This is a genomic window from Streptomyces sp. YIM 98790, from assembly GCF_011421595.1.
Classification (GTDB): Bacteria; Actinomycetota; Actinomycetes; order Streptomycetales; family Streptomycetaceae; genus Streptomyces.
Window position 1 is genome coordinate 23,042 of record NZ_WTLH01000025.1, and the last position, 21,472, is coordinate 44,513.

Annotated in this window: 16 protein-coding genes and 3 pseudogenes; 9 read left to right on the plus strand and 10 right to left on the minus strand. The window is 74.3% G+C overall.

Going from position 1 to position 21,472, the window contains the following annotated elements; all coding sequences use genetic code 11:
- Positions 1-36 precede the first annotated feature (36 nt).
- On the minus strand, positions 37-2,103 hold the full coding sequence (locus GQS09_RS07030) for an FAD-dependent oxidoreductase (protein WP_165985125.1): 2,067 nt from the start codon (positions 2,101-2,103) through the stop codon (positions 37-39).
- Positions 2,104-2,434: 331 nt separating this feature from the next.
- Between GQS09_RS07030 and GQS09_RS07035 the strand changes: the two genes are divergently transcribed.
- Entirely contained in the window at positions 2,435-3,418 is a 984-nt protein-coding gene (locus tag GQS09_RS07035) for a TerC family protein (RefSeq protein WP_165985126.1), read from the plus strand.
- 89 nt (positions 3,419-3,507) lie between these two features.
- Here the strand turns inward: GQS09_RS07035 and GQS09_RS07040 are convergent, their stop codons facing one another.
- From GQS09_RS07040 to GQS09_RS30305, 3 genes and pseudogenes are all read right to left on the minus strand, one after another.
- A complete protein-coding gene (locus tag GQS09_RS07040; protein ID WP_165985127.1) occupies positions 3,508-3,690 on the minus strand; it encodes a DUF397 domain-containing protein in 183 nt (60 codons plus the stop codon).
- Positions 3,677-3,981 (minus strand): annotated as a pseudogene (locus GQS09_RS30300) (Scr1 family TA system antitoxin-like transcriptional regulator). The gene GQS09_RS07040 and the pseudogene GQS09_RS30300 overlap by 14 nt, the downstream one beginning before the upstream one ends.
- Positions 3,982-3,995: 14 nt before the next feature.
- A complete protein-coding gene (locus tag GQS09_RS30305; protein ID WP_165985129.1) occupies positions 3,996-4,187 on the minus strand; it encodes a Scr1 family TA system antitoxin-like transcriptional regulator in 192 nt (63 codons plus the stop codon).
- Between the two features lie 478 nt (positions 4,188-4,665).
- On the opposite strand from GQS09_RS30305, the gene GQS09_RS07055 reads away from it, so the two are divergent.
- Positions 4,666-5,058 carry a hypothetical protein gene (locus GQS09_RS07055; protein WP_165985130.1) on the plus strand — a complete coding sequence of 131 codons (393 nt, stop codon included), beginning with the start codon at positions 4,666-4,668 and terminating at the stop codon, positions 5,056-5,058.
- A gap of 104 nt (positions 5,059-5,162) precedes the next feature.
- Here GQS09_RS07055 and GQS09_RS07060 read toward each other — a convergent pair whose 3' ends face one another.
- Complete coding sequence (locus GQS09_RS07060) at positions 5,163-7,385, minus strand: catalase (RefSeq protein ID WP_243761186.1); 2,223 nt, start codon at positions 7,383-7,385, stop codon at positions 5,163-5,165.
- Between the two features lie 431 nt (positions 7,386-7,816).
- Between GQS09_RS07060 and GQS09_RS07065 the strand changes: the two genes are divergently transcribed.
- On the plus strand, positions 7,817-9,748 hold the full coding sequence (locus tag GQS09_RS07065; protein ID WP_165985132.1) for a SpoIIE family protein phosphatase: 1,932 nt from the start codon (positions 7,817-7,819) through the stop codon (positions 9,746-9,748).
- Between the two features lie 66 nt (positions 9,749-9,814).
- On the opposite strand, the gene GQS09_RS07070 is transcribed toward GQS09_RS07065, so the two are convergent.
- Together GQS09_RS07070 and GQS09_RS07075 are read right to left on the minus strand one after the other, a co-directional pair.
- Positions 9,815-10,486 carry a response regulator transcription factor gene (locus tag GQS09_RS07070; protein WP_165985133.1) on the minus strand — a complete coding sequence of 224 codons (672 nt, stop codon included), beginning with the start codon at positions 10,484-10,486 and terminating at the stop codon, positions 9,815-9,817.
- Complete coding sequence (locus GQS09_RS07075; protein ID WP_165985134.1) at positions 10,483-11,907, minus strand: sensor histidine kinase; 1,425 nt, start codon at positions 11,905-11,907, stop codon at positions 10,483-10,485. The genes GQS09_RS07070 and GQS09_RS07075 overlap by 4 nt, the downstream gene beginning before the upstream one ends.
- Positions 11,908-12,169: 262 nt before the next feature.
- Here GQS09_RS07075 and GQS09_RS07080 point away from each other — a divergent pair, with 262 nt between their 5' ends.
- Together GQS09_RS07080 and GQS09_RS07085 are read left to right on the plus strand one after the other, a co-directional pair.
- Positions 12,170-13,561 carry a Cmx/CmrA family chloramphenicol efflux MFS transporter gene (locus GQS09_RS07080; RefSeq protein ID WP_399552434.1) on the plus strand — a complete coding sequence of 464 codons (1,392 nt, stop codon included), beginning with the start codon at positions 12,170-12,172 and terminating at the stop codon, positions 13,559-13,561.
- A 170-nt stretch (positions 13,562-13,731) separates the two neighbouring features.
- A pseudogene (locus tag GQS09_RS07085) lies at positions 13,732-14,434 on the plus strand (lytic polysaccharide monooxygenase).
- A gap of 222 nt (positions 14,435-14,656) precedes the next feature.
- Here GQS09_RS07085 and GQS09_RS07090 read toward each other — a convergent pair.
- Positions 14,657-16,072, minus strand: a complete 1,416-nt coding sequence (locus GQS09_RS07090; protein ID WP_207957549.1) for a DUF2252 domain-containing protein — start codon at positions 16,070-16,072, stop codon at positions 14,657-14,659.
- Positions 16,073-16,226: 154 nt separating this feature from the next.
- Positions 16,227-16,790 carry a uridine kinase gene (locus GQS09_RS07095; protein ID WP_207957550.1) on the minus strand — a complete coding sequence of 188 codons (564 nt, stop codon included), beginning with the start codon at positions 16,788-16,790 and terminating at the stop codon, positions 16,227-16,229.
- A 314-nt stretch (positions 16,791-17,104) separates the two neighbouring features.
- Here GQS09_RS07095 and GQS09_RS07100 point away from each other — a divergent pair, with 314 nt between their 5' ends.
- Both GQS09_RS07100 and GQS09_RS07105 read left to right on the plus strand, forming a co-directional pair.
- Positions 17,105-17,545 (plus strand): pyridoxamine 5'-phosphate oxidase family protein, encoded by a 441-nt coding sequence (locus GQS09_RS07100; protein WP_165985138.1) that lies wholly within the window; start codon positions 17,105-17,107, stop codon positions 17,543-17,545.
- Between the two features lie 198 nt (positions 17,546-17,743).
- Positions 17,744-18,655 (plus strand): helix-turn-helix transcriptional regulator, encoded by a 912-nt coding sequence (locus GQS09_RS07105; RefSeq protein ID WP_165985139.1) that lies wholly within the window; start codon positions 17,744-17,746, stop codon positions 18,653-18,655.
- A 138-nt stretch (positions 18,656-18,793) separates the two neighbouring features.
- Here the strand turns inward: GQS09_RS07105 and GQS09_RS07110 are convergent, their stop codons facing one another.
- Positions 18,794-19,126, minus strand: a complete 333-nt coding sequence (locus tag GQS09_RS07110) for a trypco2 family protein (RefSeq protein WP_165985140.1) — start codon at positions 19,124-19,126, stop codon at positions 18,794-18,796.
- A gap of 300 nt (positions 19,127-19,426) precedes the next feature.
- Here GQS09_RS07110 and GQS09_RS07115 point away from each other — a divergent pair, with 300 nt between their 5' ends.
- Both GQS09_RS07115 and GQS09_RS07120 read left to right on the plus strand, forming a co-directional pair.
- Positions 19,427-21,175, plus strand: coding sequence for a serine protease (locus GQS09_RS07115; protein WP_165985141.1), 1,749 nt, complete (start codon positions 19,427-19,429; stop codon positions 21,173-21,175).
- Positions 21,172-21,472: pseudogene (locus GQS09_RS07120) on the plus strand (hypothetical protein); the annotation flags it as partial. The gene GQS09_RS07115 and the pseudogene GQS09_RS07120, both read left to right, overlap by 4 nt.

Sequence of the window (21,472 nt, forward strand, 5' to 3'; positions counted from 1 at the left end):
CGGGCCATCCTGGGAACGGCCCGGCACGGGGCGCGTCTACAGCCCGGCGGCCAGCCGGGTGCCCTGGTCGATGGCCCGCTTGGCGTCGAGTTCGGCCGCGATGTCGGCTCCGCCGATGAGGTGGACCGTCTGCCCGGCGTCGCGCAGCGCACCGTGGAGTTCGCGGCGGGGCTCCTGCCCGGTGCACAGCACGACGGTGTCCACGGCCAGCACCCGCGGCGCGCCGCCGTCCACGGACAGGTGCAGCCCTTCGTCGTCGATCCGGTGGTAGGTGACACCGGGCAGCATGTGCACGCCCCGGTGCCTGAGCTCGGCGCGGTGGATCCAGCCCGTGGTGCGGCCCAGCCCGGCGCCGACCTTGCCGGTCTTGCGCTGGAGCAGGTGGACCGTGCGGCGCGGCCGGTGGCGCCGGGGTTCCGTCAGCCCGCCGCGCTCCCGGTATCCGGTGTCCACGCCCCACCGCCGGAAGAACTCCTCGGCGTCCACCGCTTCTCCGGCACCCCCGGTGTCCTCGGCGCCCCCGGCGTCCTCGGTCAGGTACTCGGCCACGTCGAAGCCGATGCCTCCGGCGCCCAGGATGGCCACCCGCTCCCCCACCAGCGCATCGCCCGCGAGCACGTCCCGGTAGCCGACCACGCTGCGGTGGCCGACGCCGGGGATGTCCGGCGTCCTCGGGGTCACGCCGGTCGCCAGCACCACCGCGTCGTAGCCGCCGGTGAGCAGTGTCCCGGCGTCGGCCGGGGTGCCGGGCCGGACGTCGACGCCGCTGGCGTCCAGGCGGTGCGCGAAGTAGCGCAGCGTCTCGTCGAACTCCTCCTTGCCCGGGACGCGGCGGGCCAGGCTGAGCTGGCCGCCGATCCGGTCCTCGGCCTCGAAGAGGGTGACCCGGTGGCCGCGCTCGGCGGCGGCCACGGCGCAGGCCAGGCCGGCCGGTCCGGCGCCGACCACGGCCAGCCGCTTGCCCGCGCCGGACCGGACGGGCTCCAGCACGAGTTCGGTCTCGTGGCAGGCGCGCGGGTTGACCAGGCAGGAGCTGATCTCGCCGCTGAAGGTGTGGTCCAGGCATGCCTGGTTGCAGCCGATGCAGGTGTTGATGGTGTCCGCCCGCCCGCGCCGGGCCTTGGCCACGAATTCCGGGTCGGCCAGGAACGGCCGGGCCAGCGCCACCAGGTCGGCGGCACCGTCCGCGAGCAGTCCTTCCGCGACCTCGGGGGTGTTGATGCGGTTGGCGGCGGCCAGGGGGAGGGAGACCGCCCCCATGAGCCGCTTGGTCACCCAGCCGTAGGCGCCGCGCGGCACGGAGGTGGCGATGGTGGGGATGCGGGCCTCGTGCCAGCCGATCCCGGTGGTGATCATGGTGGCGCCGGCCGCCTCGATCTCCTTGGCCAGCGCGGTGACCTCGTCCGGGGACGACCCGCCCGGCACCAGGTCCAGCATGGAGAGCCGGTAGACGATGAGGAAGCCGGGGCCGAGCCGTTGCCGGGTCCGGCGGACGATCTCGACCGGGAAGCGGATGCGGTTCTCGTACGGCCCGCCCCAGCGGTCGGTGCGGTGGTTGGTCGCGGCGGCGAGGAACTCGTTGATCAGGTAGCCCTCGGAGCCCATGATCTCCACGCCGTCGTAGCCCGCGTGCCGGGCCAGCTCCGCCGCCCGGACGAAGTCCTCGACGGTCGCCGCCACCTCCGTGTCGTCCAGCGCGCGGGGTGTGAACGGGCTGATCGGTGCCTTGAGCGCGCTGGGCGCGACCAGGTCCTCGTGGTAGGCGTACCGGCCGAAGTGCAGGATCTGGAGGGCGATCCGGCCGCCCTCGCGGTGCACGGCGGCGGTGATCCGCCGGTGCCGTACGGCCTCTTCCTCGGTGGTCAGCTTGGCGCCGCCGGCCCCGGGCCGCCCGGCCTCGTTGGGGGCTATGCCGCCGGTGATGATCAGTCCGGCGCCGCCGCGGGCGCGTTCGGCGTAGAACGCCGCCAGCCGGCCGAAGCCGCCGGGGGACTCCTCCAGGCCCGTGTGCATGGACCCCATGACGATCCGGTTCGGCAGGGTGATGCCGCCGCCCAGCTCCAGCGGGCGGAACAGGTGCGGGTACGCAGCGCTCGTCTCCATGACCGGCAGGAAAGCATTGTGCAACTAGTTGCACAATGATCCGCGTCTCATCCGCCCTCCGCCCGCCATCCCTCCACCCGCCACGCCCCCCGATGTGCGGAGCGTTACATGATGCGCCCTTTACCGTTTCTTGGTGCGTGCCGTAGGCTCTCCTGGCAGTGGAGGGGAGTATTCCCCCGCGGTGTTCCCGTCAGTACGGACCGGTCCGCGCCGGTCCCGGGGCACCGGCCCGAGCGGCGCAGCCTGTGCCGGCCCGGGTGGAAGAGACCTCCGGCAGACGCGCTGCCTTGCCCTGCCCTGGCATGCGCCATCCCCCGCCGGAGGTTGCTCTGTGGACATCTCGCTGACCGTGTGGGTGCTGACCGTTGTCGGTCTGTGCGCCCTGATCGCCGTCGACTTCTTCTTCGGCCGCAAGCCGCACGAGGTCACCCTGCGCGAGGCCGGCACCTGGACAGTCATCTGGGTGATCCTCGCCGTGCTCTTCGGCATCGGCCTCTGGCTCTTCGGCGGCGGTCAGCCGGCCGGTGAGTTCTTCGCCGGATACATCACCGAGAAGTCCCTGAGCGTGGACAACCTCTTCGTCTTCGTCCTCATCATGGCGAAGTTCGCCGTCCCGCCCGCCTACCAGGCCCGGGTTCTGATGATCGGCGTCCTGATCGCGCTCGTCCTCCGGGGTCTCTTCATCGCCGCGGGCGCCACGATCATCGCCCACTTCACCTGGGTGTTCTTCATCTTCGGCGGCTTCCTGATCTGGACCGCCTGGAAGCTGGTGCGCGAGGCGCACGCCGAGGCGACCGGCCACGAGAGGGAGGCGTACGAGGAGAACCGCCTGCTCAAGCTCATCGAGCGCCGCGTGCCCTCCACCCCCGAGTACCACGGCACCAGGCTGACCATCATGCGCAACGGCAAGCGGCTGATCACCCCGATGATGCTGGTGATGCTGGCCATCGGCTCCACCGACCTGCTGTTCGCGCTGGACTCCATCCCGGCGATCTTCGGCCTGACCCAGGACCCGTACATCGTCTTCACGGCCAACGCCTTCGCGCTGATGGGCCTGCGGCAGCTGTACTTCCTGATCGGCGGCCTGCTCCAGCGCCTGGTGCACCTCTCCTACGGGCTGTCCGTCATCCTCGGCTTCATCGGCGTGAAGCTGCTGCTGCACGCCCTGCACGAGTACGGGGTGCACGTCCCGGAGATCTCCATCCCCGTCTCCCTGGCCGTGATCTGCACCGTCCTGCTGGTCACCACCCTCACCAGCCTGCGCGCCTCCCGCACCCAGCGGAAGACCCCGGCGGACGGCGGCACCCGGCACTGAGCGCCACGGCACCGCCTTCTCAGAGCTGCGGGCCGGGGTCGGGGGCAGCCCCGGCCGGATCGAGGCGCGATACGGAACCGTCCCCCCTCTCACCGCACCATGCGGACAAAGGCGCGCCAGGCGGCACCGGGTATCAGCAGCCGTGCCGCGTCCGGGACCTTGCTGTCCCGGACCGGCACGGCACCGGGTATGCCGTCCCGGACTTCGAGACATGCACCGTTCTCGGACCCGCTGTAGCTGCTCCGGCGCCACAGCGCTTCAGTCCTCTGCATCTTCGTAGTCCTTCATGTATCGCGCGATGGCAGCACTCGATTCGTGCACCGGCAGCGCTTTGACCTGAGCGGCCTCGTACAGCTCCTGGTACTCGACCACTTCCCGAGGAGATTCCATCGCCTGGCCGGTGCGGAAGCTCTCCACCAGGGCGACGACGCCTCCGGCCTCAAGATCCAGCAGGACCAGGCTCCCCCCTGCATGCCGTGTTCCTGGACAGCGCAGGGAAGCAACTGCACACGTACGTTGGGGAGACCAGCACAGTTCAGCAGTCCACGCAGTTGCGCCGCCATCACCTTGGCTCCTCCTACGGGCCGCGCGAGCGCAGCCTCGTCGATGATCGCGCGATACAGCGGCGGGCGGTCGGCGCGGTGAGCACCCGCTGCCGCCTCATCCGGAAGGCGACCTTCTTCTCGACCTCGGCGTCCGTATCCCGCGGCAGGCCGACGCGGGTCAGCGCCCGTGCGTAGTCCTCGGTCTGCAGGAGCCCGGGAATCACGCTGCTGGTAGGACTGGCTGAGTCCACGGCCCTCCCGCTGCTGCCGGAGTCGCTTGGCGATCATCTCGTCCGGCCCGAACCTGCTGCCGTCCACATGCTGCGCGTCGGCCACGCAGCCCGCCCTTCTCGCACGGGCGTCCCATAGCAAACCGGTTCTGTATGGCGTGAGCCCGTGTCGACCAGCCCTCGGTTACGGATGTTCAAAGAGCAGATCCCGCTGTGCACGGGGCCGATCCACCCGAAAGGAGGGACATGAGCAGCCGATCGTCCGGGGGCGACTGAGATGCCCTGCCGGCATACCGGGCGGCTGGTCACGTGCGGGGTGTCCGGTGACCGGCATTGCGAGAGCTGCGGGGCGCTGATCTACCGCGCTGCCGCATGGCAGGGGTTCGTGCCCCGAGAACACGAAGGCGCCCCGGCGGCCGACGCCACGGTCCCGGGGCAGGGCCGATCCGATTCCGATGGAGGCAGACCGACAGTGCAGGACGATAGTGCCCGTTTCTCCTGCGAGCCGAGGGTGATACTGGGCGACCTGGCAGCCGCCATTCTCCTCACCGGGGAGGAAGAACTGGTCCGGGACGCGTGGCGGCGGTTCACCGCCGCCATCGGCAGACGGCTGGACGTCAGCCTGACGACGTTCGAGCACTCCGCCCGGGTGCTGTCCCGGGAAGGGTGCCGCGTGGTCAGGGTGGAGGTCTCCGGCGCGGGCTGCCGGGTGCGCACCTGTGAGGCCGCGCCGGACGGGGGATGGACCGACGGCATCCCGCGCCGGTGCTCCCGGGCGGACGTGGTGCGGGTCGCCATGGAGATCGTCGACCACGGCGCGGAACGGCCCGCCACGAGGGCCGACGACGCGCCGGCCGCACCGTGAGGTGCGGGTAGAGCACACCTCTGTGGCGCAGCCGGGAGGGGGCCGGGCCGGGCTTGGCGCCGCGGACCGGCCCCCGAGGGCGGGACGGGATGCTGTCAGTGCTGTCAGTAGGTGGCCGGTGCCTGCGCGGGGAAGCGGTCCCAGACGCGGTGGTAGCGCAGGCGGGTGACGATGCCGTCGAAGACGGCGGCCGGGTCGTCGGAGGTGATGACGCCCGGGGCGTCGGGGGCGATGTTGAGGACCTCCCAGGTGCGCTGGACGTCGCCCCAGCCGCCGAGCGGCTTGGCGTGCCGGTAGGTCTCGTCGATCAGGAGCATGACGCGCGGGTCGGTGACCGGCCCGGCCGCGGCGCCCTCGCCCGCCTTGGCGTCGCGGGCGCCGAGCGCGTCCGCGCCCGGGGCCGGGGTCCCCGCCAGCACCAGGGCGTCGAACTCGATGGAGCGGGCGTTGGCGAAGGTGCGCTGCGCGTGCACGGTGTCGCCGCCCAGGGTGGGGGCGATGACCAGCGGGACCATGCCGGCGTCCAGGGCGGACCGGCGGACGGCGGCCACGTCGGAGAGGTCGCCGGTGCCGCCGGTGACGATGCCGAGGATGCGGCCGGTGACCGGCCATTCCTTCCCGACCTGGGAGAGGGCCGGGCTGGGCTGGACGTCGGCGAGCGGTCCGGAGGCGGCGGGCGCGGGCAGGCCGAGGCCGTTCGCGACCTGCTCGCACAGGTACGGGTCGATGTGGGCCAGGACCCGGAGCTGCCGCTCCTGGATGGAGCGTTCCCAGCACTTGCTGAGCTCGAAGGTGTAGGCGTTGATGATGTGCTCCTTCTCCACCGGGGACATGGAGAGCCAGAAGCGGCGCGGGTGGCTGAAGTGGTCCTCGAAGGTGGCGGGGGCCTCGCGCACCTTCTTCGACTCGGCCAGCGGCACCGGGACCTCGACGTAGCCGCCCTCGGCCGCACCGGCGGCGAAGGGGCAGCCGCCGTCGAGTGAGTTGGGCCGGTAGGGGGCGACGCCACGGTGCACCGCGGTCTGGTGGAAGGAGTCCCGCTGCATGTCGTTGACCGGGGCGTGCGGCCGGTTGATCGGGATCTGCGCGAAGTTGGGCCCGCCCAGCCGCATGATCTGGGTGTCGATGTAGGAGAAGAGGCGCCCGGCCAGCAGCGGGTCGTCGGTGATGTCGATGCCCGGCACCAGGTGCCCGGGGTGGAAGGCGATCTGCTCGGTCTCGGCGAAGAAGTTGGACGGGTTGGCGTTGAGGGTGAGCAGCCCGACCGGCTGCACGGGGGCGATCTCCTCGGGCACGATCTTGGTCGGGTCGAGCAGGTCGATGCCCTCGAACATCTGCTCAGGGGTGTCCGGGAAGGTCTGGATGCCCAGCTCCCACTCGGGGTATGCGCCCGCCTCGATGGCGTCGGCCAGGTCCCGGCGGTGGAAGTCGGGGTCCATCCCGGCGGCGATCTGCGCCTCCTCCCACACCATGGAGTGCACGCCCTGCTTGGGCTTCCAGTGCCACTTGACCAGGGTGGTGCCGCCCTCGGCGTTGACCAGCCGGAAGGTGTGGACGCCGAAGCCCTCCATGGTCCGGAAGGAGCGTGCGATGCCCCGGTCGGACATGTTCCACAGGGTGTGGTGGGTGGCCTCGGTGTGCAGCGAGACGAAGTCCCAGAAGGTGTCGTGCGCGGACTGCGCCTGCGGGATCTCCCGGTCCGGCTGCGGCTTGCCGGCGTGGATGACGTCCGGGAACTTGATGGCGTCCTGGATGAAGAACACCGGGATGTTGTTGCCGACCAGGTCGAAGACGCCCTCGCTGGTGTAGAACTTGGTGGCGAATCCGCGCGTGTCGCGGACCGTGTCGGCCGAGCCGCGTGAGCCGAGCACGGTGGAGAAGCGCACGAAGACCGGGGTCTCCGCGTCCTTGGCGAGGAAGGCCGCCTTGGTCACCTGAACGGCCGTGCCGTAGCTGCGGAAGACGCCGTGCGCGCCGGCGCCCCGCGCGTGCACCACCCGCTCGGGAATGCGCTCGTGGTCGAAGTGGGTGATCTTCTCCCGCAGGTGGTGGTCCTGGAGCAGGACGGGGCCGCGCGGGCCGGCCTTGAGCGAGTGGTCGGTGTCGGGCAGCCGCAGGCCCTGGGCGGTGGTGTGGTACGCCCCGGCCTGTGCCATGGCCGCCTCGTCGGCGCCGGTGGGCTGTCCGGTGGGGCTGACGGTGGCCGGGCCGTGCTGGTCCGGCTTGGGCGGCCACGGGTCGTGCGGCTCGGTCGGCTCCTCCAGCGGTGCCGGGCGGGCGGCCGGGGCGCCGGGCAGTTCGGCCTCCCGGCGGTCGTTTCCGGACATGCCGGCTGTACCCGTCTTGCCGGAGTCGTCGGTGTCGCCGGAGTCGCCGGAGACGGTGTCGGCGACCTTCTGTACGGCGGCCTTGATGCGGTTGGGCTGATCCACATGTACTCCCTGATCGGTGGCCGAGTTCGGTGCAGTGGACAACGACCCCACACGTGACCACCTCATCGCATCTCAAACCAGGCAAAGGGTAAATTCCGCCCTTCAGCGCGCCTCGCTGCACCGAAGGTGCACGGCCGCGCACCGCCGTCCGCCGCCGTCCGCCGCCGTCTGCTGCCGTGCAGCGCCGTGCACTGCTGCCTGGGTGGCCCGAACCGTTCCCGGCTGCCGAGCGGTGGCCGGGCGGGAACGTTTTAATGAAGAGGACGCAGACGCAGGAACCAGGGGCGGGCCCCGGTCCTGACCGGCACCGCCGCAGTGAGGCGCATATGAGCGACCACAGTCGGCCGTCGCGGCCGTCCGCCGGGCGGTCCTCCGCCGCGGACGCGCACGGCACGGTGCCCGACCGGACGCCGCCTCCGCTGCTCTCCCCGGACGGCTCTGCGCCGCCGCCGAATCCGCACGCACAGCACCGGCTGGACCTGCTGCACGCCGCCGCGCTGCGCATCGGCAACTCGCTGGACGTCACCGGCAACGCCGAGGAGGCGGCAGACGTCCTGGTCCCCGCCTTCGCCGACCTGGGCGCCGTGGACATCACCGAAACCGTGCTGGTGGGCGAGGAACCCGGCTACTTCCTGGCCGGGACACCCATGCGGCGCATCGCCGTTGCCGCCGCCGACGGCGAATGGCCGCCCGAGGTCTACCCGTTGGACGCCACCATCCGGCTGGGCGAGGCCGAGAGCGAGCACATCCGCAGCGGCCCGGCCGGAGTCCTGCCCGACCTCACCGAACTGCACGAAACGGTCGGGCGCCACGACGAGCAGGCCCGGCTGATGCTGCCCCCGGGCGCCACATCCCTCCTGGTGCTGCCGCTCCGGGCACGCGGCGCCGTCCTGGGCACGGTGGCGCTGTGGCGGACCGGCGGCCGCCCCGCGTTCGAACCGGCGGACGCCACCCTGGCCGAGGAGATCGGCTCCCGGCTGGCGCTCAGCATGGACAACGCCCGCCGCTACACCCGGGAACGGCGCACCGCCGAGGCCCTGCAGCGCAGCCTGCTGCCCCGGCCGGTCGTCACCATCACCGCCGCCGAGACCTCGGGCGTGTACGCCCCGGCCTCCACCGTGGCCGGGATCGGCGGGAGCTGGTACGACGTGATCGCCCTCTCCTCCACCCGGGTCGCGTTCGTGGTCGGACGGGTGGCCGGGCACGGGGTGAACGCGGCGGGCGCCACCGGACGGCTGCGGTCGGCCGTGCAGACCCTTGCCGACCTGGACTCGCCGCCCGACGAACTCCTCACCCACCTGGACGACCTGGTGGTGCGGTTCAGCGAGCACGAACGGTCACCGGACGCCTCCGAGGACGGCGGCGGCAGCGGAAGCGGCAGTGACAACGGTGTCGGGGGTGGGGGAGGAGACGAGGGCGACGGAACGGGCGGCCGGCCGTTCTGGGGCCGACGCGGCACCGTACCGCCGTCCGACTCCAGCACCCTGCTCGGCGCCACCTGCCTCTACGCCGTCTACGACCCGGTGACCCGGCAGTGCCTGATCGCCAGCGCCGGACACCCCTCCCCCGTGCTGACCCGGCGCGCCGACGGCATCTCGCGGGCGGTCGACGTGGTCCCGGGCGCCCCGCTGGGCGTCGGCGGGGAGCCCTTCGAGCCGCTGGAACTGCGCCTGGAACCCGGCGATGTGCTCGCCTTCCACAGCGGAAGCGCCACCCCCGAACGCGACCTCGCCGCGCTGAGCACCGGCGCCCGGGCGGCGGCCGACGGCAGCGAGCCGCTGGCCGCGGTCGGCCGCCGGGTGCTGGCCGGTCTCCGCCGCGAGCCCCGCCGGGACGATCTGGCGCTGCTGCTGGCCCGGGTACAGGAGGTGCCGGAGCGGGCAACGGCCGCCTGGGAGCTGCCCGCCGATCCCAGCCTGGTGGCCGACATCCGCTCCCGCGTCTCCGCCCAGCTCGACGCGTGGGGCTGCGCCGAGCAGGCGTTCGCCACCGAGCTGATCGTCAGCGAACTGGTCACCAACGCCATCCGCTACGCCGGCGGACCGGTCGGCATCCGCCTGATCAAGGACCAGCGGCTGATCTGCGAGGTCTCCGACCCCAGCCAGACCCAGCCCCACCTGCGGCGCGCCCGCCTCTCCGACGAGGGCGGACGCGGCCTGTTCCTGGTCGCCCAGCTCGCCCACCGCTGGGGCAGCCGCTACACCCCCACCGGCAAGACCATCTGGACCGAGCAGACACTGGAGCCGCAGCAGCCCTGATCCGCCCACGGACAGGCCCGCCCGGACCGCGCCGGACCGCACCGCCCGGTGCCGTGCCGTCGCAGCTCAGGCGCGGTCGGCGTCGTGGACGACGAGGGCGATCTGCACCCGGTTGTTCAGCGACAGCTTGGCCAGGATGCGCGACACGTGCGTCTTGACCGTCGGCACGCTCATGTAGAGCTGGGCCGCGATCTCGGCGTTGGACTTGCCCTCCCCCACGGCCACCGCGACCTCCCGCTCCCGCTCGCCGAGACCCGCCAGCAGGGCCCGTGCCCGTGCGGCACGCGCCTGGCGCGCCGGGCGCGGACCGGCCCCGTCCCGGCCGGCCACATGGCCGATCAGCCGCCGGATCACGCCCGGTGAGAGCACCGGCTCGCCCGCCGCCACCCTGCGCACCGCCGCCACGATCTCCCCCGGTGGGGTGTCCTTGAGCACGAAGCCCGCGGCCCCGGCGCGCAGCGCACGCAGGACATGCTCATCGGTGTCGAACGTGGTCAGGATGATCACCTCGGGCGGCCGGGGACCGGCGCGCAGCTCCTCGGTGGCGGCCAGCCCGTCCCTGCCGGGCATCCGGATGTCCATCAGCACCACGTCCGGCAGCAGGTCCCGGACCAGCCGGGACACCTCGGTGCCGTCGGCCGCCTCCCCGGCCACCTCGATGTCCGGCGCGCCGCCGAGCATCAGCCGGAGCCCGGAACGGACCAGCGCATCGTCGTCCACCAAGAGCACCCGGATCATGCATCCCACGGTAGCCAGGCGACGAGCCGGAAGTCGTCCCCCTCCCGGCCGTGCTCCAGCCTGCCGCCGGCCAGTCTGGCCCGCTCGGCGAGCCCGGGAAGGCCCTGCCCGGCGCCCGGTATCGACCCGGTGGCGGCGGTGGCGGCGGCCGTGGTCGTTCCCGTTCCGGTGGCGGACGCGGCGGCCCCGGCGGCGGTGACGGACGAGGCCGAGGCGGGGGCGGGGAAGGCGGAGGTGGTGGAGGAGGCGGCGGCGGAGGCCGCTGCGGAAGCGGGGAGGGCGGGGAGGGCGGAGGGAACGGTGCTGATCACGTCCGCCGGAGCCGCCGCCGCACCATCCCCGTCCGTCGTCCCGTCCTCCGCCGCGGCTCCGGCCGCACCGCCCCGCAGCCGCCGTGCGCTCCGGCCCGGCCCGGACACGTCGCGTGCCGCCGGTGACGCGGACAGCGGATTGCGCACCTCCACGGTCAGCCCCTCCCCCGGGCCGCCACGCACGCTGACCGTGACCGCCGCGCCGGGCGCGTGCTTGCGGGCGTTGGTCAGCCCTTCCTGGACGATCCGGTACACCGCCCGGCCGACCGCCCCCGGCACCCCCTGCCGCTGCTCCGCCGACAGCCGCAGGGTGATGTCCATACCGGCGGCCCGGGACTCCCCGGCCAGGCGCGTCAGGTCGCCCAGCGAGGGCTGCGGCCGGACCGCCCCGTCCTCCTCCGGCGCCCGCAGCACCCCGATGACCTCGCGCAGATCCTGCAGGGCCTGGTGAGCGCTGTCCCGGATCACCCCGGCCGCCCGCCGGACCTCCTCCGGGGAGGCCCCGGGGTTGAACTCCAGCGCCCCGGCGTGCACGCTCAGCAGCGACAGCCGGTGCGCCAGCACATCGTGCATCTCCCGGGCCACGTCCTCCCGGGCGCGGCGCCGGGCCTCCACGGCCGCGCGCTCCGCCCGCTCCCGCAGCGAGGCGAGGACCTGCCGCCGCGAACGGTGGAACAGGCCCCAGCCGACCGACCCCACGATCAGCGCGAAGTAGGCGAGCAGGCCGGCGGTGTCCTCGGTGTCCACGCCGTCCGCCTTCGGCGTGAGGACCAGCACCAGCACCAGCGGGGCGAGCGCGATGCCGGTCACCCAGGCGGTGGTGCGCGGGCGGCGCAGCGCTGCCACCGAGAACAGCGCGGCCAGGGTGGCACCGGTGGACAGGTGGGTGAAGAGCCCCGCGGCCAGCGTGGCCAGGGCCAGCAGCACCGGCCACCGGCGGCGCAGGTACAGCGCGGCGCAGGCCGCCCCGGCCACGGCCGAGTCCACCAGCAGGACGGTGCCGGACAGGCCGGCCGCGCGGACCGAGTCCGGGGCGACGAGCAGGCAGAAGGCCGCCGCCACCAGCACCACGCCGGTGTCGGCCGCCCAGTCCCGGGAGGTGCGCCGCATGGCCCGGAATCTACTGCCGCACGGGCCGCCGGGACCGGCCGTGCGGGCAGAAGCAGACTTCCGGACGACAGCGCCGGCCCGGAACCACGACTTCTGTAGCTCCGCGCCGCCCCGCACCCGGCCGCCGGCCGCCGGTACGGGCCAGTACGGGGGCGGACGGGCGGACCGGCCCGCCAGGGGCGGGAGTCCGCACCGGAACGGAAAGGAGCAGGAGGCGACCGGAAGGAGCAGGAGGGAAACGGGAAGGAACGGGAATGGCGCCGTGACGGGCGGCGTTGTCGGCGGTGTGCCGACCGCCGATTCCCGCCCCGCCCCGGAGCCCGACGCCCACCCCGACCCCGACCCCGACCCCGACCCCGACGACACCGGTACCGGCTCACGCCCCGGCCCCCGCCCGGCAGGGCTTCCGGCCACGGAGCCGGACCCGCCCCGGCTGCCGGCCGCGGTCCTGGTGCTCGGCGGGGCGGTCTTCGCGCTCGGCACCTCGGAATTCATGCTCTCCGGGCTGCTGCCCGAGGTGGCCGAGGACCTGGACGTCACCATCCCGACCGCCGGGCTGCTGATTTCGGCCTTCGCCATCGGCATGGTGGTCGGCGCGCCGGTCCTGGCCGCCGCCACCCACCGGCTGCCCCGGCGTGCCACGCTGATCGGCCTGCTGATCGTCTTCGGCCTCGGCCATGTCGTCGGGGCACTCGCCCCCGCCTATGCGGTGCTGTTCGTCTGCCGGGTGGTCAGCGCGCTGGCCTGTGCCGGGTTCTGGGCGGTGGGCGCGGCGGTGGCCGTCTCGCTGACCGCGCCCGAGCTGCGGGCCAGGGCGCTGGCGGTGATGATCGGCGGGCTGAGCGTCGCCACCATCGCCGGAGTGCCCGGCGGGGCGCTGCTCGGGCAGGCCTTCGGCTGGCGCTCGGCGTTCTGGGCGGTCGCCCTGGTGACGGCGCTCGGCCTGGCGGGGGTCCTGGCGCTGGTGCCGCGCACCGCTCCGCCGCGCGGGGACCATGCCGGGGACCGGCCGCGGATCCGCGCCGAACTGCGCGTCTACCGTGACCCGCAGGTCTGGCTCGCCGTCTCCACCATCGCCCTGTTCGCGGCGGGCACCTTCTGTTTCTTCTCGTATCTCGCGCCGCTGCTCACCGATGTGGCCGGGCTGGACGAGCGCTGGGTGCCGGTCACCCTGGTGCTGTACGGGGCGGGTGCGCTGACCGGCACGGTGGTGGGCGGCCGGATCGCGGATGCCCATATGTTCGGCACGATGTACGCGGGGCTGGGCTCGGCGAGCGCGGTGCTGGTGCTGGTCGCCGTCCTGGCCGAGGCGCGGTGGGCGCCCGTGGTGCTGGCCGGGCTGCTCGGGGTCGCCTCGTTCCTCTGCGCACCGGGCCTGAACGCGCGGATCTTCCAGGTGGCGGGGGCCACCGCGCCGACGCTGGCCGGCGCCACCGCCACCTCGGCGTTCAACACCGGGAACACCGTGGGGCCGTGGGCCGGGGGCATGGTGATCAGCGCGGGGCTCGGCTACACCGCCACCGCATGGCTGGGCTCCGCGCTGGTGCTGGCCGCACTGGCGGGTGCCTGGCTCCAGTCCCGCGCGGCCGGCCGTGCCCGTCGTGTCGTCTCCGCCCGTCCGGAACCGGCCATGGAACGCGAGGGTATCCGGTGAGCGGATGCACACCGACCGCCACGGAATGTTCGTCTCCGGTTTGCCTATATGTCGGTGGTGTGAGAGCTCGCGCGGCCTGCGTTTCGCGTGAGTGACGCCGGGTAATCCGCGATCTGGGAGCGCTCCCACTTCCCGGACACCCCCACACCGGAAAATGGAGAACTCGACAAATGCATTGTCATGAGCGCGTCGAAGGCAGGAGCTGGGCGCTGCGCGTCCTGGCCCTGTTCACGGTGGCGATGGTCGGTCTGATCCCCTGGGCCGACTCCGCTTCCGCGCACGGGTCCATCGTCGACCCGGCATCCCGGAACTACAGCTGCTGGCAGCGCTGGGGCAGTGACCACCTCAACCCCAACATGCAGCAGCAGGACCCGATGTGCTGGCAGGCATGGCAGGACAACCCCAACGCCATGTGGAACTGNATGGCAGGACAACCCCAACGCCATGTGGAACTGGAACGGGCTCTACAAGAACAACGTCGGCGGCAACCACCAGGCCCATGTCCCGGACGGCCAGCTGTGCAGCGGCGGCCTCGCCGAGAGCGGCCGGTACCGTTCGCTCGACACCCCGGGACCGTGGAAGACCACCACCGTCGGCAGCAACTTCACCATGCACCTGTACGACCAGGCCAGCCACGGCGCCGACTACTTCCGCGTCTACGTGACCCGTCAGGGCTTCAACCCGGAGACGCAGAGGCTGCGCTGGAGCGACCTCCAGCTGGTCCGGGAAACCGGCCGCTACGCCCCCGCCCAGAACATCTCCTTCGATGTCAGCGCCCCCGGCCGCAGCGGTCACCACGTGGTCTTCACCATCTGGAAGGCCTCGCACATGGACCAGACGTACTACATCTGCAGCGACGTGAACTTCCGCTGAGCCACCGCACCACCCCGTCACACCGCACCACCGTCGCCCCCGGACCGAGCTGAGCCGCAGAGCCGCGGAGCCGCCACATCGGCCCGGGGGCACGGCCCCTCACGCCCCGCCGGTTGCCAGCCGCTCCCGGCGGGGCGTTCCCGTCGTCCCGTCGTCCCTGCCCGGCGGCCCGGCGGCCCGGCGGCCCCGGCGGTCGCGGCGCGGGGCGGGAAGACGGCGGCGTCAGGCGCCGGAGACGGCGGGGAGGCGCCCGGCGCGGACGGCCCGGGTGAGGAGGGCGTGGTCGGCCTCGGTGCGGTCGGCGCAGGCGACCGCGAACGCGGCGACGGCCTCGTCCAGTTCGTCGGTCTCCCCGCAGTAGGCGGCGATGGCGCGGGGGTCGGCGGTGTGGGAGTGCGCGCGGGCCATCAGCGCGCCCGTCATCCGGGCGTAGTCGTCGAGGCGGCCGGGCTTCAGCGCGGTGGCGTCCACGCTGCCCTTGCGGTTGCGGAACTGACGGACCTGGTACGGGCGTTCCTCCACGGTGATCCAGCCCAGCAGGATGTCGGAGACCACCTGCATGCGCTTCTGGCCCAGGACGACGCGGCGCCCCTCGTGCTCCGGCGCCGGGAGCGGAAAGCCGGCCGCGGCCAGGTGGGGCCGGAGCACCGAGGGGCGGGCCTCCTTGACCTGCAGGACGAGGGGCTTGCCGCGGTGGTCCTGGAGCAGCACCACATAGGAGCGGGTGCCCACGCTGCCGGTACCGACGATCCGGAAGGCCACGTCCTGGACGGCGTAGCGGGCCAGAAGCGGCAGGCGGTCGTCGGGGAGAGTGCCGAGGTAGGCGGAGAGGGAGCCGGCGACGGCCGCGGCCTCGGCGTCCGGGACGCGGCGCAGCACGGGCGGGGAGTCCACGAAGCGGCGCCCGCCGTCGGGAAGGCGCTCGGTGGACTTGGCCGCGAAGCGGGCACTGGTGTTGCGGTGGGCCTTCTTGCCGACCCGCTCGAGGATGCCCTCCAGGTCGTGGGCGTCGGCGTGCGAGACGAGCTCCTCGTCCGGGATGGCGCTCCAGGAGGCCGCGGCGGGCATCTCGGCCAGCAGCAGCATGGTGCGGCGGTAGGCGCCCGCCGCGTCGCGGGCGGCGGTGCGGCAGGTGTCCTCGCCGGCCCCGGCCTCCCGGCCGGCCAGCACCAGGGAGGCGGCCAGTCGCTTGAGATCCCATTCCCAGGGCCCGGGGGCGGTCTCGTCGAAGTCGTTGAGGTCCATGACGAGGGCGCCGCGGGCGTCGGCGTAGAGGCCGAAGTTCGCGGCGTGCGCGTCGCCGCAGATCTGCGCGGTGATGCCGGTGGCGGGGGTGGCGCGGGCCAGGTCGTGGGCCATCAGCCCGGCCGTGCCGCGCAGGAACGCGAAGGGGGAGGCGGCCATCCGGCCGACCCGGATCGGGACCAGCTCGGACAGGCGGCCCTCGTTGGAGGCGATGACGGCGTCGACGGGGTCCGGGCGGCCGGGGTACGGGCGCAGTCCGGCGTGCGAGGCCAGGGGCACGGCGTCGCGCCGCGCCTTGCCGGCCGCGGACGGGGGCTCGGCGGGAGGCCAGTCCGCGAAGCCCGGTATGCGCGGTATGCGCGCCGCGTGCGGTGCTGTGTCCGATGCTGTCATGTGCGCCTCCCCGTGGTCGCCGTCGCGCCCACGACGGTACCGGTGGCCGGGGCGGGATGCCCCGGGCGGTGGCGGCCCGGGCGCGCGGGGGCCCCCGGCCGGGAGGGCGTGCGGCGGACGGCTCCGGCCGGGACGGGCACGGGGCGACGGACCGTCAGGGGGGCGACAGGCGGACGAAGGCGGCGTCCGGATCGTGCGGCGGCGCACCGGGACCGGGATCGCCGGCCACCCGCACATCGGCCCGCAGCGCCGTGCCGTCGTCCGCGAAGTGCCGGTCCTCATCGGCCATCCAGGCATCCCACAGGGGACGCGCCTGCTCACCGTCACGCTCCAGCCCGCGGCGCAGCCGCACGCCGCGGCCGGTCTCGATCCAGACGGCGCAGCTCAGGCGCGAGGCCACGGCCCGGCGCGCGGAGGAGACCCCTTCCAGCACCACCGCCCCGGCCACCGGGACCTCGTGCCACTCGGCCGGCGCCCGGCGCTCCCAGTCATACCGCTGGAAGCGGCCGGGGCGGCCCGCGCCCAGCGGCCGCAGCACCTGCTGCTCCAGCCGGGGCCACCAGTCGAGGGTGTTGTCCCAGGAGGCGAAGTCGTCGGTGTGCACCACCGGCACGGCCTGCCCCTGCGCGCCGGGCGCCGTGCCCAGCGCCACGGCCAGCCGCGCCGCGAAGGTGGACTTCCCGGCGCCGCCCGGCCCGTCCACCGCCACCAGTCGCACCGGCCCGCACCGCGCCGGACGCCCCCGCACCCACTCCGCCAGCGCGGCGAAACTCCGCGCTTTCTGCGTCTCCCGGACCCGCATCCCCCCAGCATCGCCGCCGGGCCGGGCACCGGGCACCCGGTTTTCCGGAGCCGGAGCGCACCCTCCTCGGTGCGCGGCCGTCCCCGGAGATCCGCGTCGGTCGGCAGGGCCGGGAGGAAACGGACGGGGACGGGAGAGGCCGGACGGGGACGGGAGGGGCCGGACGGGGACGGGGACAGGGCCGGTCGGCCCTGGGCGGGGGATGGGGGCCAGGGTGGATGCTGGGGTGCGTGTATCTCTCCGGCGGCTTCCGTGATCTCGACCGCGCCGAGTGCCTGCGGCTGATGGCCCGGGTGCCGGTCGGCCGCGTCGTCTACACCGAGGACGCACTGCCCGCCATCCGGCCGGTCAACTTCTGGCTGGACCGGGACGGGACGATCGTCCTGCGCACCTCGGCCTCCTCCCGCATCGCGCGGTCCGTGGCGGGCGGGGTGGCCGCCTTCGAGGTGGACGAGTTCGACCCGGGGCGGCAGGACGGCTGGAGCGTGGTGGTCACCGGCCGGGCCTCGCTGGTCACCGACCCGTCGGAGACCGCCCGGCTGCGGAACGCCGCCATGCCGGCCTGGGCCGCGATCGGGGACGAGGTCTTCCTCCGCATCGAGCCGGAAATCGTCACCGGCCGGGTGCTGTGCCGCCCGGACGGCACGGCACGGGCGGCCGACCCGGCCTGAGCGGTGCCGTTCCGCGCAACGCCCGGCCGACGGGCGGCCGAACGGACGAAAGGGCGGCCGAAGCGGCGGCCGAAGGGGCGGCCCAAGGCGTGCGGTGAATCCCTTTTGTCCCGCCCGCTGTGCGCACCCGTGCGGAAATGAGACGCTGGGCTCCGCTGCTTGGGGTAGCCGCGCTACCGCCGGAACACGGGAGCACGCATGGGCATCAGCGAGACCACCGGACCACGGCCCGGAGAACGGACCGGGCCCGCCGACCAGCCGGGGCCGACGGTCCCGCGTCTGATCCTGGGCAGCCGCCTGCGACGGCTCCGCCTGGACCTGGGCATCTCCCGGGAGTCCGCCGCGGCCCGGATCGGCTCCTCCACCTCCAAGATCAGCCGCCTGGAACTGGGCCGCACCGGCTGCAAGCCGCGCGACCTGACCGGGCTGCTCGGCCTGTACGGCGTCACGGACGAGGCCGAGCGCGCCGACCTGCTCACCCTGGCCGGGCAGGCCAACACCCCGGGATGGTGGCAGCCGTACTGCGACGTGGTCCCGGACTGGTACCAGGACTTCCTCGGCTTCGAGCAGGCCGCCGCGGTCATCCGCACCTATGACGTGCAGGCCGTGCCGGAGCTGCTCCAGACGCCGGAGTACGCGGACGCCGTGATCCGGCTGGCGCACCGGGCCGACCCGCCGGAGATCCTGGCCCGCCGCGCCGAGGTGCGGCTGCTGCGCCAGCAGATCCTGCACCGGGCCGCGTCCGCTCCCCCGCAGCTGTGGACGGTGATCGACGAGGCGGTGCTGCACCGCGCGGTCGGCGGGCCCCGGACCATGCGTGCCCAGCTCTCCCACCTGCTCGCCATGTGCGAACTGCCGCACGTCACCGTGCAGGTGCTGCCGCTGCGCAACGGCGGCTGCGCCACCGGCGCCGCCCCGGTCACCCTGCTGCGGCTGCCCGGCGGGGAACTGCCGGACATCGCCTACCTGGAGCAGCTCAGCTCCGCCGTCTACTTCGACCGGCCCGCCGACACCGACCCCTACGCGGAGCTGCTCAGCCACCTGGTGGTGGAGGCGGCCACCCCGGAGGAGTCCCGGCACCTGGTGGAGCGCGCCCGCGCCGCCCTGTGAGCACCGGCGGACGCGGCCGCCCGGCGCCCGGAAGGTCCGGCGCCCGGGGGATTCGGGGCCGGGGGATTCGGGGCCCGCGGCCGGCCGCACCGTGGGCACCGGCCCCGGGGCCGGTGCCGCCCCCGGCGGACTCCCGCCTCAGGAACCGCCGAGCCGCTCCCCGCCGACCTCGAAGGAGCCCTGCTGCCCGCCCCGCGGCAGCAGATCCACCTGGATGCGGTGGGTGGTGTCCTTGGCGACGCTCCCGCCCAGATCGGCGGTGACCACCCCGATCCGCAGCCCGGTGCGGCCCGAGCCCTCCCGGCGCACCTGCACGGTGATCTCCAGGCTCACCCGGTCCACGGCGAAGCGCAGTTCGTGCCCGTCCCGGAGGGCTTCCCGCTGCGCGGCCTCCAGATCCCGGCGCACCTGCCGGATCACGTCCGCCAGACCGATCTCGCTGTCCGCCGCCTGCTTCTCCTCCTGAGCCACCGGATGTCCCTCCCGCCGTCCGCGCCCGCGCGCCCGTCAACCACCGCTTCTGTACGAGAGGTTACAGCGGGGAGTCGGTCGTGTTTATCCTGCTTTCGATGGGGAGGGTTCGGTCACGCGATGAGGCAGATCGGTACGGGGCTCGGGGACGACGGCGGCGGCACGGGTGACGGAAGCGGCCGGGGCAACGCACCCCGCATGGACCGGGGAAGCGGCAGAAGCGGCAGAAGCGGCAGAAGCGGCGGCGCCGGCCGCGGCGCCGGGGACCGCCGGGGCCGCGGACGCGGCAGCAGCGGCGAGATGCCCGCGGCGCGGGACCCCTGGCGGGTCCGCATCCGCTCCCCCAGATCCGGGGAGGTCATCGGCTCCGGTGTGCTGCTCGGCGGCGACACCGTGCTCACCTGCGCGCACGTCTTACCCGGCCGGGACGCGCCGGTCACCGTCGAGTTCCCGGAGATCGAAGGCGCGGCCGGCTCCCCGGCGACCGTCCGGGAGGGCTGCTGGCACCCGGCCCGGGAGGACCGCGCCGATCTTGCCCTGCTCACCGTGCACAGCCCGCCGCCCGGACGGCCCTCGGCGCCGCTGGTGCGGGCCGCGCCCGCGGCCGGGCTGTCCGTGGAGCTGTGCGGCTACTCCGAGGCGGTGATGCAGGGCCGGGGCGCCGCGTTCGGGGCCACGGTGAGCCGCACGTTCGGCGAGCGGGTGCAGCTCAATCCGGCCCAGGCCCATCTGCCGCGGCACGGCTTCAGCGGCGGGCCGGTGCTGGACATGGGCCGCCCGACCGGGGTGCTGGGGATCACCGTCACCGCCTATCTGGACCGGGCGGGCGCGGCACCGCTGATGCTCGCGCACATGATCCCGGTGGACACGGTGATCCGGTACCTGCCCGAGGTGAAGCGCTGGGCCCGCGGGCGCCACGGGGTGGAACCCGGCCTGGCCACCACGGCCTCGGCCACGCAACGGGTGGACGCCGACTACGCCGCCCGCCTGGCCCGCTGGCTGAGCGGCCGGGACCCGGCCCCCGTCTACGCCACCGAGATCACGCCCGGCTCGGTGCGCGAGCGGACGGTGCAGCGGGCGCTGGCGCTCGCCGACCGCGAACTCTCCCCGGACCGGCCGGTGGTGGTCTCCTCCGCCCCGCCGGAGACGATCCCGCCGGTGGGCAGCCTGGATCTGGCCGTGCACGCGGCCGGGCGGACCGCCGAGGAGGTGGCCCGGCGGATAGCCGAACGGGTCCGGCTGCGGGCACCGGAGGAGGACGGCCCGCCGGACCGGACGCCGGACCGGCCGGACGGCGAGGGCGGCGGCGACGGGAGCCGCGGGAGCGGCGGCAACGGCCCCGCGGCGGGCGCACGGGAGCTGCTGCGCGGACTGCGGCTGTCGCTGACCGTGGCCGTGCTGGGCATGAACCGGGCCGCCACCCCGGCGGAACTGGTCGAGCTGTGCGGGGAGCTGGCGGAACGCGACTGCCGCCTGCTGCTGGTGTGGGACGGCGGCAGCACCGCCGCCCGGCGCGCGGCCCGGGAGTCGGTGCGGCTGCGCCACCGCATCGGGCGGATCACGGCACGGCTGCGCGAGCTGGACACCCGGATCGAGCACCTGCCGCCGCCGGCCGCGGCCGATCCGCCGGACACCGCGCCCCGGGCGGTCGCCGCACAGCTGTGGGTGGACCTGGCCGCGTACCACGGGGCGCACCGCACGGCGGGCGGCCGGCCTCCGGTGGCACAGCTCCACCGCGCGCTGGACCGGCTCAGCGGACGCATCGGCGCGCTGGAGGAACGCATCCGCGCCGCGCAGGACACGGCGGGGCGGCTGCGCGCCCGCCGCGCCGAGCTGCGCCGGGAGCTGGACACCTACCGGCAGCTCGCGGCCGGGCTGCTGCACGCCGAACACATCGGCCTGCACCCGCTGTACGAGGCGGCCCGCGAGGCGCTCTACGGCCCGCCGCTCGGCCCGGACACCGCGGGAGCGGCGGCCGAGGCGGTGGCCCGGTACACCGCCGCGGTCCGCCGGGCCCTCGGCTGGCCCCCGGCGGAGGAGGCCCCATGAGCCCGGTGCCCGAGCCCGGCAACACCGCTCCCGGCCCGGACGCCACCCCGGCGGCCGGGTCCGACGGGCCGGACCCCGGCGCCGTACGGCCCGGCGCGGGCCGTACGGGCGGAGCCGCGACCGGCGGTGCCGCGACCGGAGCGGGGGTCGCCGCGGGGAGCGAGGGAGACGCGGCCGTCGCACCCGGCGGGCTGCTCGCGCTGCCCGAACTGCCCCCGCCGGAGCCGGAATCGCTGCTCGACCCGAATCCGGTGCCGCCGGCCCACGGCCGGCCGTGCGGCAACCCCGCCTGCCGCC